General features: G+C 58.4%; 10 protein-coding genes. 8 read left to right on the forward strand and 2 right to left on the reverse strand.

Annotated elements, in window-relative coordinates:
* Window positions 1-2 precede the first annotated feature (2 nt).
* The 5 genes from N645_RS17675 to N645_RS0102595 all read left to right on the forward strand — a co-directional run bounded on the left by N645_RS17675 (window position 3) and on the right by N645_RS0102595 (window position 5,411).
* Window positions 3-419: a flagellar protein FlaG gene (locus N645_RS17675; protein WP_081665812.1), complete on the forward strand. Its 417-nt coding sequence runs from the start codon at window positions 3-5 to the stop codon at window positions 417-419.
* 245 nt (window positions 420-664) lie between these two features.
* The gene (fliD, locus tag N645_RS0102580) at window positions 665-2,695 is read left to right on the forward strand and encodes a flagellar filament capping protein FliD (protein ID WP_024459952.1); all 2,031 of its coding nucleotides are present in this window, start codon (window positions 665-667) and stop codon (window positions 2,693-2,695) included.
* A gap of 181 nt (window positions 2,696-2,876) precedes the next feature.
* Window positions 2,877-3,317, forward strand: a complete 441-nt coding sequence (gene fliS / locus N645_RS0102585; protein ID WP_238559184.1) for a flagellar export chaperone FliS — start codon at window positions 2,877-2,879, stop codon at window positions 3,315-3,317.
* Window positions 3,318-3,319: 2 nt separating this feature from the next.
* Complete coding sequence (locus N645_RS16500) at window positions 3,320-3,595, forward strand: hypothetical protein (RefSeq protein WP_024459954.1); 276 nt, start codon at window positions 3,320-3,322, stop codon at window positions 3,593-3,595.
* A gap of 367 nt (window positions 3,596-3,962) precedes the next feature.
* Window positions 3,963-5,411, forward strand: coding sequence for a sigma-54 dependent transcriptional regulator (locus N645_RS0102595; RefSeq protein ID WP_024459955.1), 1,449 nt, complete (start codon window positions 3,963-3,965; stop codon window positions 5,409-5,411).
* 24 nt (window positions 5,412-5,435) lie between these two features.
* Here N645_RS0102595 and N645_RS0102600 read toward each other — a convergent pair whose 3' ends face one another.
* Window positions 5,436-6,629, reverse strand: a complete 1,194-nt coding sequence (locus N645_RS0102600; protein ID WP_024459956.1) for an AraC family transcriptional regulator — start codon at window positions 6,627-6,629, stop codon at window positions 5,436-5,438.
* Window positions 6,630-6,948: 319 nt separating this feature from the next.
* On the opposite strand from N645_RS0102600, the gene N645_RS0102605 reads away from it, so the two are divergent.
* Complete coding sequence (locus N645_RS0102605; protein ID WP_051174304.1) at window positions 6,949-9,741, forward strand: di-heme oxidoredictase family protein; 2,793 nt, start codon at window positions 6,949-6,951, stop codon at window positions 9,739-9,741.
* Window positions 9,742-9,784: 43 nt separating this feature from the next.
* Here the strand turns inward: N645_RS0102605 and N645_RS0102610 are convergent, their stop codons facing one another.
* The gene (locus N645_RS0102610) at window positions 9,785-11,092 is read right to left on the reverse strand and encodes a DEAD/DEAH box helicase (protein ID WP_024459958.1); all 1,308 of its coding nucleotides are present in this window, start codon (window positions 11,090-11,092) and stop codon (window positions 9,785-9,787) included.
* 431 nt (window positions 11,093-11,523) lie between these two features.
* Between N645_RS0102610 and N645_RS0102615 the strand changes: the two genes are divergently transcribed.
* Window positions 11,524-12,777, forward strand: a complete 1,254-nt coding sequence (locus N645_RS0102615) for a PAS domain-containing sensor histidine kinase (protein ID WP_081665814.1) — start codon at window positions 11,524-11,526, stop codon at window positions 12,775-12,777.
* A 237-nt stretch (window positions 12,778-13,014) separates the two neighbouring features.
* Entirely contained in the window at window positions 13,015-14,463 is a 1,449-nt protein-coding gene (locus N645_RS0102620; RefSeq protein WP_036159808.1) for a sigma-54 dependent transcriptional regulator, read from the forward strand.
* Window positions 14,464-14,588 lie beyond the last annotated feature (125 nt).

Below are 14,588 nucleotides of genomic sequence, written 5' to 3' on the forward strand. Positions count from 1 at the left end.
ACATGAGTGAAGTGACGACCTTAAACAGCAATGCCCGCCCTGAGCTCTACGGAGTGAAGGGCGGTCGGCAAGCTTCACCTGATACAACCCGTCAAGCGGCAAAAGAGGGGGGCAAGTCATTGCCGCCCTCTGTTTCGTTGGAACCGGTAAAGCGCTCGTATGCTGAGAAGCAGAGTGAGCGACAGGCTCAGATGGCGGACAATGTCCGTGACGCGGTCGCCCAGATGAATGAATACATCCAGGCAACCCAACGTGATCTGCGCTTCAGTGTTGATGAGGCTTCCGGGGAAACCGTTGTCAAAGTGCTCGATCGGCAAACCGAGGAAGTGATTCGTCAGATTCCGGACGAAACCTTTCTTGAACTGGCACGAAACTTGAGTGTCGATGAGCCGGTGCACTTTTTCAGTGAGCAGGCTTAACGGGCTGTTGTCAGACTGTAAAAACGAGAAAGGGCGCCTCACAAGGGCGCCCTTTTTCTATTGAGGGGTCCCATGTCTTGGAGCTCCCTGGTCAATGCTGTGACAAGGCTCACAGTGGCTGGAAGAATCCTTCGGGTCAGGCTAAAGTTTAACCAAAAGCGGCCGATAACCGTCAAAGAACGCGGTCAATGTCCGCCGTACAGACCGGTTGAGTGTCTTAACCGTCAAATCAGGGTATTCAGGTTATGGTCGAACGCGTAGGCAGCAATATCATCAATCAACTGGGCAGTGGTTCGGGGATCGACACCCAGAACATTGTCGATCAGTTGGTGGAACTGGAGCGACTTCCCGAGGATCGCCGCCTGGATCAACGCGAGGAGCGCATTGAGGCTCAGATCTCCGGTCTGGGCCTGCTGCGCAGCGCCGTGGATGAGCTTGAGGGCTCCATGACGCCGCTGGCCAACGCGGATACCTTCGACGCCAAACAGGCCTCCATTTCCGATACGTCCCTGATGGCGGTCAACAAGCTGAACCCCGAAGCGGTGCCGGGTAATTACCGGATCAAAGTGGAGCAGGTGGCTCAGTCACAGTCATTGGCGTCTGGCACTTACGCCAGTCTCGACTCTGAGGTGGGTGAGGGCAGCCTGACCATTCGCTTTGGCGATTGGGCATCGGATTTGAGCACCTTTGCGGCGGATGCCGATGCCACAGGTGCGACCATTGAGATTGATCAGAGCAACAACAGCCTGTCCGGGTTGCGCGATGCCATCAATGATGCGGGCATCGGTGTCCAGGCCAGTATTGTGGGGCAGGAGGGCAGCTACCAATTGTTGCTGACCGGTCCGACCGGCGCGACGAGAGAGCTGGAAATTACCGCCACTGAAGGAGCCAGCCCCGGTCTTGCGAATTTCAACTTCAACGAGTCCGCTCAGAATTTCGCCCAGCAACAGGAAGGGTTGGACGCGATCGTACGGGTGAACGGTCTGCAGGTAACCCGGAACAGCAATGTGATCACAGACGTGATCGAAGGCGTCGAGTTCGAGCTGTTCAACAGCAGCGCCACTGAAGAAATCAGTATCAACGTCACTGAGGATCGCAGTCTGGCGGAGCAGGCCATTCGCGACTTTGTGGATGCCTACAATACCTTTTACACCGAAACCAATCGTCTGATCTCCAGAGACGAGGGCGAAGATGGAAAGGGCAGCCTGAGCAATGATCCCCTGGCCGGCAACATGTTACGGACTATTCGCAGCATGATCGGTAGTGCCATGCCCGGTATCGACAGTGACTTCAACTCGCTCGCCACCATTGGCATTCGGACGAAGATCGATGGCACCCTGGAAATTGCCGATGACGGCGAAGCCACGGATTTCGATGAGACGATAAGCAACAATTTTGAGCAGGTCCGGAATCTGTTTGTCCCGAATACCGAATCCAGCGACTCAAAAGTCAACGTAACGGCATTCGGCAGCCGGACACAGCCGGGCAGCTATGCCGTTGAAATCACCCAGGAAGCGACCAAGGGGATACTGACCGCCGATCCGGTGGCGTTGGCGTTTCCGCTCGATACCACCGGCAAGGATTACAGTTTTGCGGTCAAGGTGGATGGCAAGCAGTCGGCGACCATTACTCTGCCAGATGGGAAAACCTACGCTTCCGGAGCAGAGCTGGCCGAAGAATTTCAGACGTTGATCAATGCGGACTCCACGCTTAAAGACGGATTCGCCAAGGTCAATGTCAGCTATAACACCACCACCGGTGCACTGGAGTTCCAGTCCGATAGCTACGGCGCGATCAGCAATGTCGAGTTCACCGAAGTGGGTGCAGATATGGCGGATCTGGGCGTTGCGGTCGGCGCGGGAACCGCCGGGCAGGATGTGGCAGGCACTGTGGATGGCGAAGCCGCGTTCGGGTTTGGCAATGTTCTGCGCCCGGCAATTGGTTCACCCGCCGAGGGCTTGAGTATGACCATTGCGCCCGGTGCGACCTCGGCCACCGTCGGGTTTTCCCGGGGGCTGGGCGGTATGCTGACCGGTATCGTGGATTCCTACGTGCGTAACTCCGGGTTGATTTCCCAGCGAGAGACCAACCTTCAGGAAGACAAGAGTGATATTGCCGATGCCCGTGAGGCATTGGATCGGCGCAGCGAGGCCTTCCGGGCACGACAGGAAGCGCAGTTCCGTGCCATGGAGCAGATTGTGCGTAGTCTGAACAGCACCGGGGATTTCCTGGAAGGCATCAACGACCGCTTGCCGTTTACCGCGCCGCCGCGGTAAACAGTTGAGTTGAGTTACGGCGGATGCGGCCTCCGGCCTTATCCGCCCTACGCGTGTTTATACCGCTGCGCTCAGCCGTAGGGCGGATAAGCGAAGCGCATCCGCCGTTCCCGAACCATAAAACGCCCCGCCAAAATCAGCTAAAGTTTCCCTGTCTACAGCCGCAATAAAGGTTAGTCCGATGGTAAAAACCACCGATGATGACGACAACCAAGAACGGGGAACCGGTATGAACGCCTACGCTCGTGCGGCACAGAATTACTCTTCCATGAAAGTACAGTCCAGCGCCATGGACGCCTCTCCCCACCGCCTGATCCAGATGTTGTTCGAAGGGGCCCTGGAGCGTATCGCTCAGGCCAAGGGTGCTATGCAGCAGAATCAGGTGGCCCGCAAAGGCGAGCTGATTGGCAAGGCCATCAACATTGTGGCGGGCCTGCAGGGCAGCCTGAATGATAAGGAAGGCGGCCAGCTCTCGGAAAATCTGGATGATCTCTACGATTACATCATCCGCGCCCTGACCGAGGCCAACTACAAGAACAGTCTGGAGCGGCTGGACGAGTGCGGCCGCCTGCTGGGCGAGCTCAAGTCCGCCTGGGATGGTATTGCCGATCAGGCTCGATAATCATGGCGCTGTCAGCGGTTCCCAGCCCGGATTATCGGGGCGATGCCGGGGTAGAGCAGGTGCGCCAGTTGCGCAATGAGCTGGTGCAGGCCCTTCGGGCTGAGGATTGGTGGACGGTCCGTGAGCTGGATCGGGCCTGTGCCGGGTTGGTTGAGCGGGTGATTGCGGCCAATGGTGGTGACGGGACGGCCCTGGTTCGGGCGTTGAGTGAGTTGAAAGGTGTTTATGCGAATTTGATTGAGCAGTGCCAGGAGGAGGTTTTGAAGTTGGCGTTGTGAATGGGGCGGGCCCATTGGGTTGCGAGGGTGCGTTGGGTTACGGCGGATGCGGCCTCCGGCCTTATCCGCCCTACGCGGAGTACGTGAAGCGCGCGGAGTACGCGGAGGTTGGTGCTGTTCTTCTTCTTGACGCTTTCTGCGTCATTTTTTTGTCAATTTGGCCGTTTTGGGATTGCTCCCGGCGGCTATCCCTGCCAGAATCCCCAATAATGTGACACATTTCACATTCGTCGGGCGCTTGTCTTGGGGGCACCCGGTTTTCCGACGTCTGTCCTGAATCGACAATTATTTGACTCCGGTCGAGGCGTCGGCTATTGGTTTTAAGAAGGCTAGCGGTTTCAAAAAAATGGATAAAGGGCCCATTCGAATGTGGCGTAACACCAATGTTCTGGTTGTCGATGATAATGAACAACGGCGCAGGGAGCTCGGAGTCATTCTGGAGTTCTTGGGGAAAACGGTCAGCACCACCGGATGGGCCGGCTGGCAAGCCGCCCATGAGGACGCCGACGATGCCGATGAGCGGGGTGTCATGGCGGTGTTCCTGGGTGAAACACCCAAGCCCCGGGAGCTTGAGTCCCAGCTGAAAGAAATCCGTGAGTGGCAGGACGACGTGCCGGTGATCATGCTGGAGGAGCGTACGTTGCCCGAGTCCGCCGCGCCCGAGCTGGCCCGGATGATCATCGCCAGCATGACCGTACCTCCTGCCTACAACCAATTGCTGGACACGCTGCATCGCGCCCAGCTCTATCGCCAGGCCCAACAGGCCAGCCGGCGCCAACCTACGCGCCGCCCGGTCCACCTGTTTCGCAGCCTGGTGGGCACCAGCCGCCAGATTCAACAGGTGCGCGACATGATGGCCCAGGTGGCGGATAAGGACGTGTCGGTGCTGATCACCGGCGAGTCGGGCACCGGTAAAGAAGTGGTGGCCCGCAATCTGCACTACAACTCCCCCCGGCGCGACAAGCCCTTTGTTCCCGTAAACTGCGGCGCCATTCCCGCCGAGCTGTTGGAAAGCGAGCTGTTTGGCCATGAAAAAGGGGCGTTCACCGGTGCCATCAATGCCCGGGCCGGTCGGTTTGAGCTGGCGGAGGGGGGCACCCTGTTCCTGGATGAAATTGGCGATATGCCCCTGAATATGCAGGTGAAGATTTTGCGGGTTCTGCAGGAACGCTGCTTTGAGCGGGTGGGCAGTAACAAGACCACCAGTATCGACGTGCGGGTGATTGCCGCGACTCACCGGGATCTGGAAACCATGATCAGTGAGGACCGGTTCCGCGAGGATCTGTTCTATCGGTTGAATGTCTTCCCCATTGAATTACCCGCTCTGAAAGATCGGTCGGAAGACATCCCGCTGCTGATCAATGAGCTGATCTCCCGTCTGGAAAGCGAGGAGCGCGGCTCCATCCGCTTCAATTCCGCCGCTATTCTTTCCCTGTGTCGCCACCCCTGGAGTGGTAACGTGCGCGAGCTGGCGAACCTGGTGGAGCGCATGGCGATCATGCATCCCTACGGTGTGGTGGGCGTTCAGGATCTTCCCGTCAAATACCGTCATGTGGACGTGGTGGAGGAAGATTTTGGTGTGACCACCGAGCAGGAGGCGCTGAACGGCCAGGCGGGCTATGTCAGCATGAATGATACGCCGCTGTTGCCGGAGCAGGGCATCGACCTGCGCGAGTACATCAACAACATGGAGCGGGAGTTGATTCAGCAGGCACTGAATGATTGCGGCGGTGTGGTGGCCCGGGCCGCGGATCGGTTGAGTGTTCGGCGCACGACTCTGGTTGAGAAGATGCGGAAGTATGATTTGCAGCGTTGATTGAAGTCAGCGGGGGTTGTCGGATTACGCTTCGCTCCGAAACGTCGGACCGATCCGACCTACGGGGCTGCGGCGAATGTTTTCCCGGTACTCGCTGGGGGTCATGCCGGTGGCGCGCTTGAAGCAGCGGTTGAAGGTGGATTTGCTGTTGAACCCCGACTGCTCCATCACCTGCATCATGGAGTCGGGCCCAGCCTCGGCAGCAATGATGGATTTCGCCCGTTCGGTGCGAAAATCGTTTACATACTCAAAAAAGTTCTTGTTCAGCCGACGATTGATGATGCTGGACACCAGCTTGCTGGATAATCCCATGGTACTGGCCAGCCGCTCCAGGCTCAGCTCCGGGTCCAGATACAATTGCTGCTCTCGCATTACCTGGTGGATCGATTGAGCCAGGGACGCCTGTTCATCCTCATTCCCGATTGCAACGCTGTTGAGCCCCGGCGCTTCGGAGACCCCGCGAAACGTCTGCGACTGGGTAAGGCTGTACACCACCAGTGATGTGATGAAAAAAACGTTGAGGTAGTTGCCCAGCACGCCGGTCAGATTGGCCATTCCCCGATGCTCAAACAACAGATGGCTCAGATAACTCGTCAGATACAGACTCCAGATAATCATAAAGCCGATCACCAGCAGCCGGAGCCACCAGGGGTCCACGCTTTTCAGGTTGGAGTAGCCCTGCTCCAGGTGCCGATGGTAGGTCGCCAATAGCCGATAACTGATCAGACCGTAAGTAAAGTAGAGGCCGTATTTGACGAACAGGTACAGCTGAAACGGGAGATCGTGGAACAGCACCTCATAGTCATACCTCGCCCGGGCGAAAAACCCCTCATCGCGCACCAGAAGGTAAAAGGGCAGAAGCAGAGTGATCAGCAATGCGGGTGCGAAGTGCAGGAGTCGGCGTCGGCACCAGTTGAAGTCCGAGAAAAGCATCGACTTCAGGTACAGATACAGCGCGGGCGCGGCCATCAGCCCGAGCGGTTTCAGAGCGTAGAAAGTGTACAGGTGGTCGCTCAGCCAGCGTGCTTTCAGCGGCTCTGCCCAGTAGATCAGGGTGTCCAGGAAGTCCACGCCCAACGACAGCAGGAATAACGACAAGAACAGACGCTGGGCCAGCGGGATTTGGGTGAAGAACAGGAGTAAGGCGCCCAGCAGCAGGCACTCCAATACGGCCACCACCAGAACGGTGTCGTTCACGCTGAAAATCGGTACGTCCATACGGGGTTTGACCGTCTTTGATGTTATTGCTTTTGCAAAAAGAATAAACAGAATGCCCCTGGTGATCAATACGCCCGGCGGTGAACCGAGAACCCGTCCACAAAAGCGGAGGTGTCAATACCGACCAAGAAGTTGATACCTTTTTTGTAACCAATTGAAAATGCTGACTATTTTGCCTGGAGCGGCGGTGCTTTTTGGGGGTTCCGGGTGGCACAGGCCACTTTCATGGCCGCCCATAAAGTGGGACGACGATGTCCCCGGTCGGGATTAAGGTAAGCGGGACCCATAACCAATAATAGCCATGCGCGAGGTCCACATTATGCGTCTCTACTCTCTGAAACACCGCCTCACCCTCGGGGGAGCCCTGCTTTTTCTGCTCCTGAGCACATCGCTCAGTGCCCAGACCACGGAACTTGCCCGGAACGCCGCTGTTTCTGCGAGCACGGCGGATCTGCCGGCAAGCAACGCCGTGGATGGCGATATGAACACACGCTGGGCCTCGGCGGCACAAACGGATCCGTCCTATCTGATGGTTGATCTCGGCCAGGCTTATGACCTGTCCGACGTGGTGATTCACTGGGAAGCCGCTAATGCGGACACCTACGAAATCCGTGGCTCCAATGACGGCACCAACTGGAGCACCCTGGCGACCCGCACCGGTGGCACCTTCGGGCATCGCACCGACACGGTGGCGGTGAGCGGTGAGTATCGTTACGTCCGTATTTTCGGGATATCCCGCAGCCAGGGTAACCAGTGGGGCTACTCCATCTGGGAACTGGAGGTGTACGGCAGTGAGCCGCAAACCGCGCCTACCGGCTGTGCCGACGGCTGCTTTCAGGAACTGGATGCCACCACCCTGCGAGCCCGCGTCAGCGAGGGCGATATCGTGGACATCCACTATACGGTGAATGGCGGTGGTCAGCAGAATGTCCGGATGCAGCAGGACAGCAATGGCTGGTATTACGACCTGCCGAACCTGTTGCCTGGCGATGTGGTCAACGCGTCGTTTACGGTGATCGCCAACGGCGTCGGTCGCAGCACCGGTTGGATCAGCCACACTTTTTCTGGCAGCGGCGGAAGCGGCAGCTCGTCTAGCAGCTCCAGTAGCAGCGAGCCGAGTTCAAGCAGCAGTGAAAGCAGTTCCAGCTCAAGCAGTGATCAGAGCAGCTCCGAAAGCTCCAGCGTCAGCCAGAGCAGTTCCAGCAGCTCGTCGGTCAGCCTGGGCGATATCACGCCGCTGTATGACGCCACCACGACCCTGGAGCCGGTGGTGCAGTACGAAACCGGCACCGCGCTGATTACCCGCTTTGCGGATCGGGCCCGGGACCGTCACGCCAAAGAAGATCAGTTCCAGGCCTACGATCATTATCTGAGCTTTTACTGGGAGGATCGTACTGCGGCCATTGAAATCATTGACGAGGTCGCAAAGGGCGGCGATACCGTGCGGATGAATGTGCGCACCGAGTTTATGCTCAGTAATACCGAGGCCGAAAATCGCTGGTTCTATCGGGGTGTGGGTACCGTGGCCGAGTATTGCGACAACGGCACCATGGTGGTGGTCGATAACCTGAATTACTACAAAGAGCGCAGCCATAACTGCCGTGAAGGCCGTCCGATTCAGGTCGGCGACAAACTGGAGTTTGAGATCAGCCAGTTCCTGGATGCCAGCGTGCCCAATGGCCGTGCGAACTACTACGGCACCACTTACCTCTATATCGTGGGCGAGGGGCTGGTGCCTTGGGATGTCGGTGGCTCCACCCCGTTCGGTGGCGTGAAAGACTCCTTCAAAATCCCGGAGCACGCCTGGTTGGGTGGTGATACCACCATTCACGAAATGACCTCGGGTGAAACGGACAACCATTTTATGCAGATGGCGACCAACCTGGGCTATGACAATGGTCAACCCTTCGTTCGTGGTCGGCGGGTATTGCATACCTCCTTTGACGATGGTCGCCACGACGAGCGTCCGATTGAAAATCCCGTCTTCAACGACATGGTGGGCCTGGCAGGGCCTCACTACATCAACGACAGCTGTGCCGGTTGTCATGAGCGCAATGGTCGGGCGGCCCCGGCGCCGGTGGGCGAACCGCTGGATAAGTGGTCCTTTAAGGTTGCGGCGGATGACGGCTCTCCAGACCCGGACCTCGGGCGGGTTCTGCAGTCGGAGACGAGCGACGGTGCAACCAGCGAGGGCACCGTGTCCATCGCTTACTGGACCGAAGAGAACGGCCTGCGCTCACCCAACTACCAGTTTAGCGGTGCGGTGCCCGACCGATTCTCCGCGCGTATCGCGCCCAATCTTGTGGGTATTGGTCTGCTCGAGGCCATTCCCGAATCCGCGATTCTGGCTCAGGCCGATCCTGATGATACGGATGGTGATGGTATTTCCGGTCGCCCCAACCGTGTGCTGGACCCGGAAACCGGCGATACCCGACTCGGACGCTTTGGTTGGAAAGCGGGTACCGTCAGCGTCAAACATCAGTTGGCCAGCGCCTTCAACACCGATATGGGTGTGATGACCTCGGTGCTGCCCGAGCCGGATTGCGGGGCCAATCAGACTGACTGCGGCAGCACGGGCAGCGAACTGGCCGATGCGCATCTGGATGATCTGGTGAAATACATTGCCCTGCTGGGTGTTCGCCCGCAGCGCAACTACGATGATCCGGCGGTGCAGAATGGCGAACAGCTGTTCGATACGGTCGGCTGTGCGGGATGTCATACACCCAGCTACCAGACCAGCGAGTATCATCCGTTGGCGGAGCTGCGAGATCAGACCATTTACCCCTATACGGACATGTTGCTGCACGATATGGGGCCGGGCCTGGCGGATAATCTGGGCGAAGGCGAAGCCACGGGGGCCGAGTGGCGCACGCCGCCTTTGTGGGGACTGGGTCTGTCGGCCTGTGTGACCGGCGGTGTGGAAAACCCCACCGGTGGTCAGGGTAACGAGGTCTGTACGCCGGAGCACAGCTATCTGCACGACGGTCGCGCCCGTTCCGTAGAGGAGGCGATTTTGTGGCACGGTGGAGAAGGGCAGGCGGCGAAGGATGCGTATCAGGCTTTGTCAGCGTCGGACAAGCAGGACCTGATCAGTTTCCTGAATTCGCTTTAGAAACAAAAACGGCACCCTCGGGTGCCGTTTTTCGTTCTTCGTTTTACGCTCGCCGTTGGCGACTTTTCTGATTTGGTCGACCGCCATTGCTGTTCTTGCGGGCGCTGGACGGCGCGCTGTTGCGGGCTCGGTTGCCGCCCGGTTTGGCGCTTCGGCCTCGACCGCCGCCGTTGTTCTGGCGACCCAACTGAATCGGCTCCGGACGAATGCTCGGGTCCGGCTCAAAGCCGTCGACCACAACTTTTTCCACGTTGGTTTTGATCAGCTTCTCAATGTTGCGCATGAAGTTGTGCTCATCCACACACACCAGAGAAACCGCCACACCTTCACGCTCGGCACGGCCGGTGCGACCGATGCGGTGGACGTAATCTTCCGGCACATTGGGCAGCTCGTAGTTCACCACGTAGGGCAGCTGATCAATATCGATACCGCGAGCGGCAATATCGGTGGCGACCAGGGTGCGCACCTTGCCGCTTTTGAAATCGGCCAGTGCTTTGGTGCGCGCGCCCTGGCTCTTGTTGCCGTGAATCGCAGCGGCGGTAATGCCGTCATTCTGCAGTTGCTCGGTCAGCCGGTTGGCGCCGTGCTTGGTGCGGGTAAACACCAGCACCTGTTTCCAGTCGCCATCACCAATCAGGTAGGACAACAGCTCGCGCTTGCGATTGCGATCCACCGGGTGCACCCGCTGGGTGATGCGCTCGGCAGTGGTGTTGCGCGGCGCGACTTCGATCAGCTCGGGCTGGTTCAGCAGCTTGTCCGCCAGTTGCTTGATCTCGTCCGAGAAAGTAGCGGAGAACAACAGGGTCTGTTTCTGTTTGGGCAGCAGCTTCAGGACTTTTTTGATGTCGTGAATAAAGCCCATATCCAGCATGCGGTCCGCTTCGTCCAGTACCAGGGTTTCCACCCGGTCCAGTTGCAGAGCGTTCTGCTGTACCAGGTCCAGAAGGCGGCCCGGTGTGGCCACCAGAATGTCCACGCCTTTACGCAGCGTCATCATCTGGGGGTTGATGCTCACCCCACCGAAAACCACGGTGGAGCGCAGCGGAAGATGCTTGCCATAGGTGCGCACGCTGTCGTGAACCTGGGCGGCGAGTTCGCGGGTCGGCGTCAGGATGAGCGCGCGTACCGGGCGATACTTCTGGCCGGATACGTCCTTACGACTCATGTTTTCCAGCAGCGGCAGGGTAAAGCCGGCGGTTTTACCGGTACCGGTTTGGGCGGCCGCCATCAGATCGCCGCCTTGGAGGACGGTGGGAATGGCTTTGGCCTGAATGGGCGTAGGTACGGAGTAGCCCGCGTCGTCAAGCGCACGCAGGAGTTCGGCGCGAAGGCCGAGTTCAGCAAATGTCATGAAATGTGTTTCCTGTGGCCCGATCCCTGCCCAGCAAATGTGGGTACGGTCTGGGTGAGCCATGATGAGGTATCAGAGAAGAGCGACGCCGACCGAAGGACGCCGAAGCGCCAACTATAACACAGTTGTTTGGGAACCGCACGGTACATTTATCCAGACTCCCAATCAATCTCAGCCCGTAGGGTGGCATAAGGCCGAAGGCCGTCATCCACCAATAACGGCCTGATCGGTATAACAATGGTGGATGGCGCGCTTCGCGCTTATGCCACCCTACAGAAACATTGGTGACGGAAAATTGACTTGGGGTTTTATTTGAGGTTTGTAAGCTATTGAATAACAAAAGAAAACCAGATTGGCACCCTCCTTGCAAAACTCCCCGGTAACAAACGGCGTCGCGCCAGAAACCCGTAACATGACAGAGGGAGTACCCCATGGCTGAGGGTGCATCGACCATTTCCGAGAAGTCCGCCGCCCGTGCAAGGGCTGACGTGGTCAGTCTGCGTCCGTCGGCGTCAGGCCCCGCAGGTGAAGCGGATGGCACGCGCGATCAGGGCTTTGACCTGTTTGAGGATCTGTCCCAGCGGTTGGTGACCTCCCACGAAATGCTGGAGCGGAAGGTGGCGGAGCTCAGCGGTGAGCTGTCCAGCCTCGAGAAAGAGCGCCGTGAGGCTCAGGTTGAAAAGGAGAAAATTGCCAACCGTCTCGATAACCTGATCAATTTTCTGCCCGGTGGGGTGATTGTGCTCGATTCCACGGGGCGGGTTACCGAAGCCAATCCGGTGGCCGTGGACCTTCTGGGGGAGCCGCTGGAGGGCATGCCCTGGCGGGAGGTCATCGCGCGCTCGTTCAAGCCGCGCAGCGATGATGGCCATGAGGTGTCTCTGCAGGATGGGCGACGCATCCGCATTGCGACCCGTAATCTGGGCGTCGATGGTCAGATCATTCTACTGACGGACCTGACCGAAACCCGGCGCTTACAGAGCGAGCTCAGTCGGCACGAACGGCTGTCGGCCCTGGGCAAAATGATGTCCGCACTGGCACACCAGATCCGTACACCGCTCTCGACCGCCATGTTGTATGCGGGACACCTGCGCAACAGTGAGCTGGACGAGTCACGTCGCGGTGAATTTACCGACAAATTGTCCAGCCGACTCAATCACATCGAGCGGCAGATTCAGGATATGTTGCTGTTCGTGAAAGGCGAGCTGCCCCTGAATGATTACGTCACCGTTGAGGATCTCCAAAATGGCCTGGCGGAAGCGCTGGAAGTGCCGCTGAACACTTCCGCCAGCCACTGCCAGTGGTTGAACAGTTGTGCCCACGTGCATCTGCGGTGCAATCGCGAAGCGCTGATTGGTGCTTTGCAGAATTTGGCGAACAACAGTATTCAGGCGGTCGGTAAAGGCGCCGAGCTGTTGATCAATTTCAAACATGAAGTGGTGCAAGGCCAACATTGGTTGGCGATTCATCTGACTGACAAAGGCCCGGGCATTGATCCGGAATTGTTGCCCCGGGTGCGGGACCTGTTTGTAACCACCAAGTCCCAGGGCACGGGTCTCGGGTTGGCGGTGGTGCAGGCGGTTACCAGAGCACACGGCGGTGCTTTTGATTTGCGCTCGGAGGTGGGGCAGGGCACCAGTGCAACATTGCTGCTGCCTCTGACACAGCCATTGCGGGGGCGGTAGATCATGTCGGGTTACGCTGCGCTAACCCGACCTACTTGAAGTTGAGTGCGTCGTCTCCGTAGTTCGGGTTAGCGCCGCGTAACCCGACTTGAAGTTGGCAGCGTCGTTTCCGTAGGTCGGGTTAGCGTAGCGTAACCCGACAAAAGCCCGACCCGACAAACACATTGGTCCATCAGTTATCTGAACAGCTCATTGGAGAATCACATGGCGCAAGCAGCAAGACAGGCATCCCCGGCTATGGCCCGGCCCCGCATTCTTGTGGTTGAAGACGATGCGGATCTGCGGGAAGCGCTGACCGATACGCTGGAACTGGCGGACTACGAGGTGCTGCAAGCCGACAGCGGTGAACGGGCGCTGGCGACACTGAACGCCGATAGTGACTGCCAGATGATTGTCTCGGACGTCAATATGGGCGGCATGTCCGGGCAGGAATTGTTGCAGGCGGTAAAGCAACAGTATCCGCAAATTCCCATGATGTTGATCACGGCCTACGCGAGCATCAATCAGTCCGTTGATGCCATCAAGCAGGGCGCGGTCGACTATCTTGTCAAACCCTTCGAGCCCGCCTTATTGGTGGATACCCTGGCGCGTCATCTCGGATCCACCCCCGTGGGCGATGAGCCTGTGGTGCGGGCCGCGTCCAGTCAGCGGCTTCTGCAATTGGCGCAGCGCGTGGCGCAGTCGGAGTCGACGGTATTGATCCTCGGAGAATCCGGCACCGGGAAAGAGGTGTTGGCGCGCTATATTCACAACCACTCGCCGCGTCATCACAAACCGTTTGTGGCGATCAACTGTGCGGCCATTCCTGAGAATATGCTGGAAGCGATGCTGTTCGGCCATGAAAAGGGGGCTTACACCGGTGCCCATACCAGTGCACCCGGCAAGTTCGAGCAGGCCAACGGTGGCACGTTACTGCTGGATGAAATCTCCGAAATGGATGTGGGGCTGCAAGCCAAGTTACTACGGGTTCTGCAGGAGCGAGAAGTGGAGCGCCTGGGCGGTCGCAAAACCATCCCGCTGGATGTCCGGGTGATCGCGACCTCCAACCGCGATATGCGCGAGCAGGTGGCCAAAGGCCTGTTTCGGGAAGACCTTTACTATCGATTGAGCGTGTTGCCCCTGCAGTGGGCACCGCTGCGGGAGCGACGCGAGGATATCGTGCCCCTGGCGGAACAACTGCTGCGCAAACACGCGCAAAAACAACGACGCGGTTGGGTGCAACTGACCGATTCCGCACGCCAGGCGCTCACGGGTTACGACTGGCCGGGGAATGTACGCGAGCTGGATAACGTCATGCAGCGAGCTCTGATTCTGCAGCCCGGTGATCTCATTCAGGCCGAGGATCTGGGGTTGGAAGCGGATAGAGCCTATGCGGATCGGGCTTCGGGGGGAAGCGCGGGTATGACCGTGAATGACGCTGACCCGATGGCCGTCGCCCCAGTGTCTGAACCGGTATCGCTTCCACACCAGGAGACCCTGGCGCCGGTGTCTGATGTGTCAGAGGAAAAGCCGGCATTGGGGAGCGATCTGAAGCGCCGGGAGTTTGAGATCATCGTCAATACGTTAAACAGTGAGCGCGGTAGTAAGAAGCGTACGGCGGAGCGGTTGGGGATCAGCCCGAGAACGTTGCGGTATAAAATGGCTCGCCTTCGTGAGGCTGGTTTTCCGGTGGATGGGTTGGCGTAGGGTAACCCGTTTGGTGCCAGTGTGAGATTTGGGTCGCGGCGGATGCGGGCTTCGCCCTTATCCGCCCTACGCGAATACGAGTAGCACGGCAGGTTGCGTAGGGCGGATAAGCCGAAGGCGCATCC

This window comes from Marinimicrobium sp. LS-A18 (assembly GCF_000463525.1).
Lineage (GTDB): Bacteria > Pseudomonadota > Gammaproteobacteria > Pseudomonadales > Cellvibrionaceae > Marinimicrobium > Marinimicrobium koreense.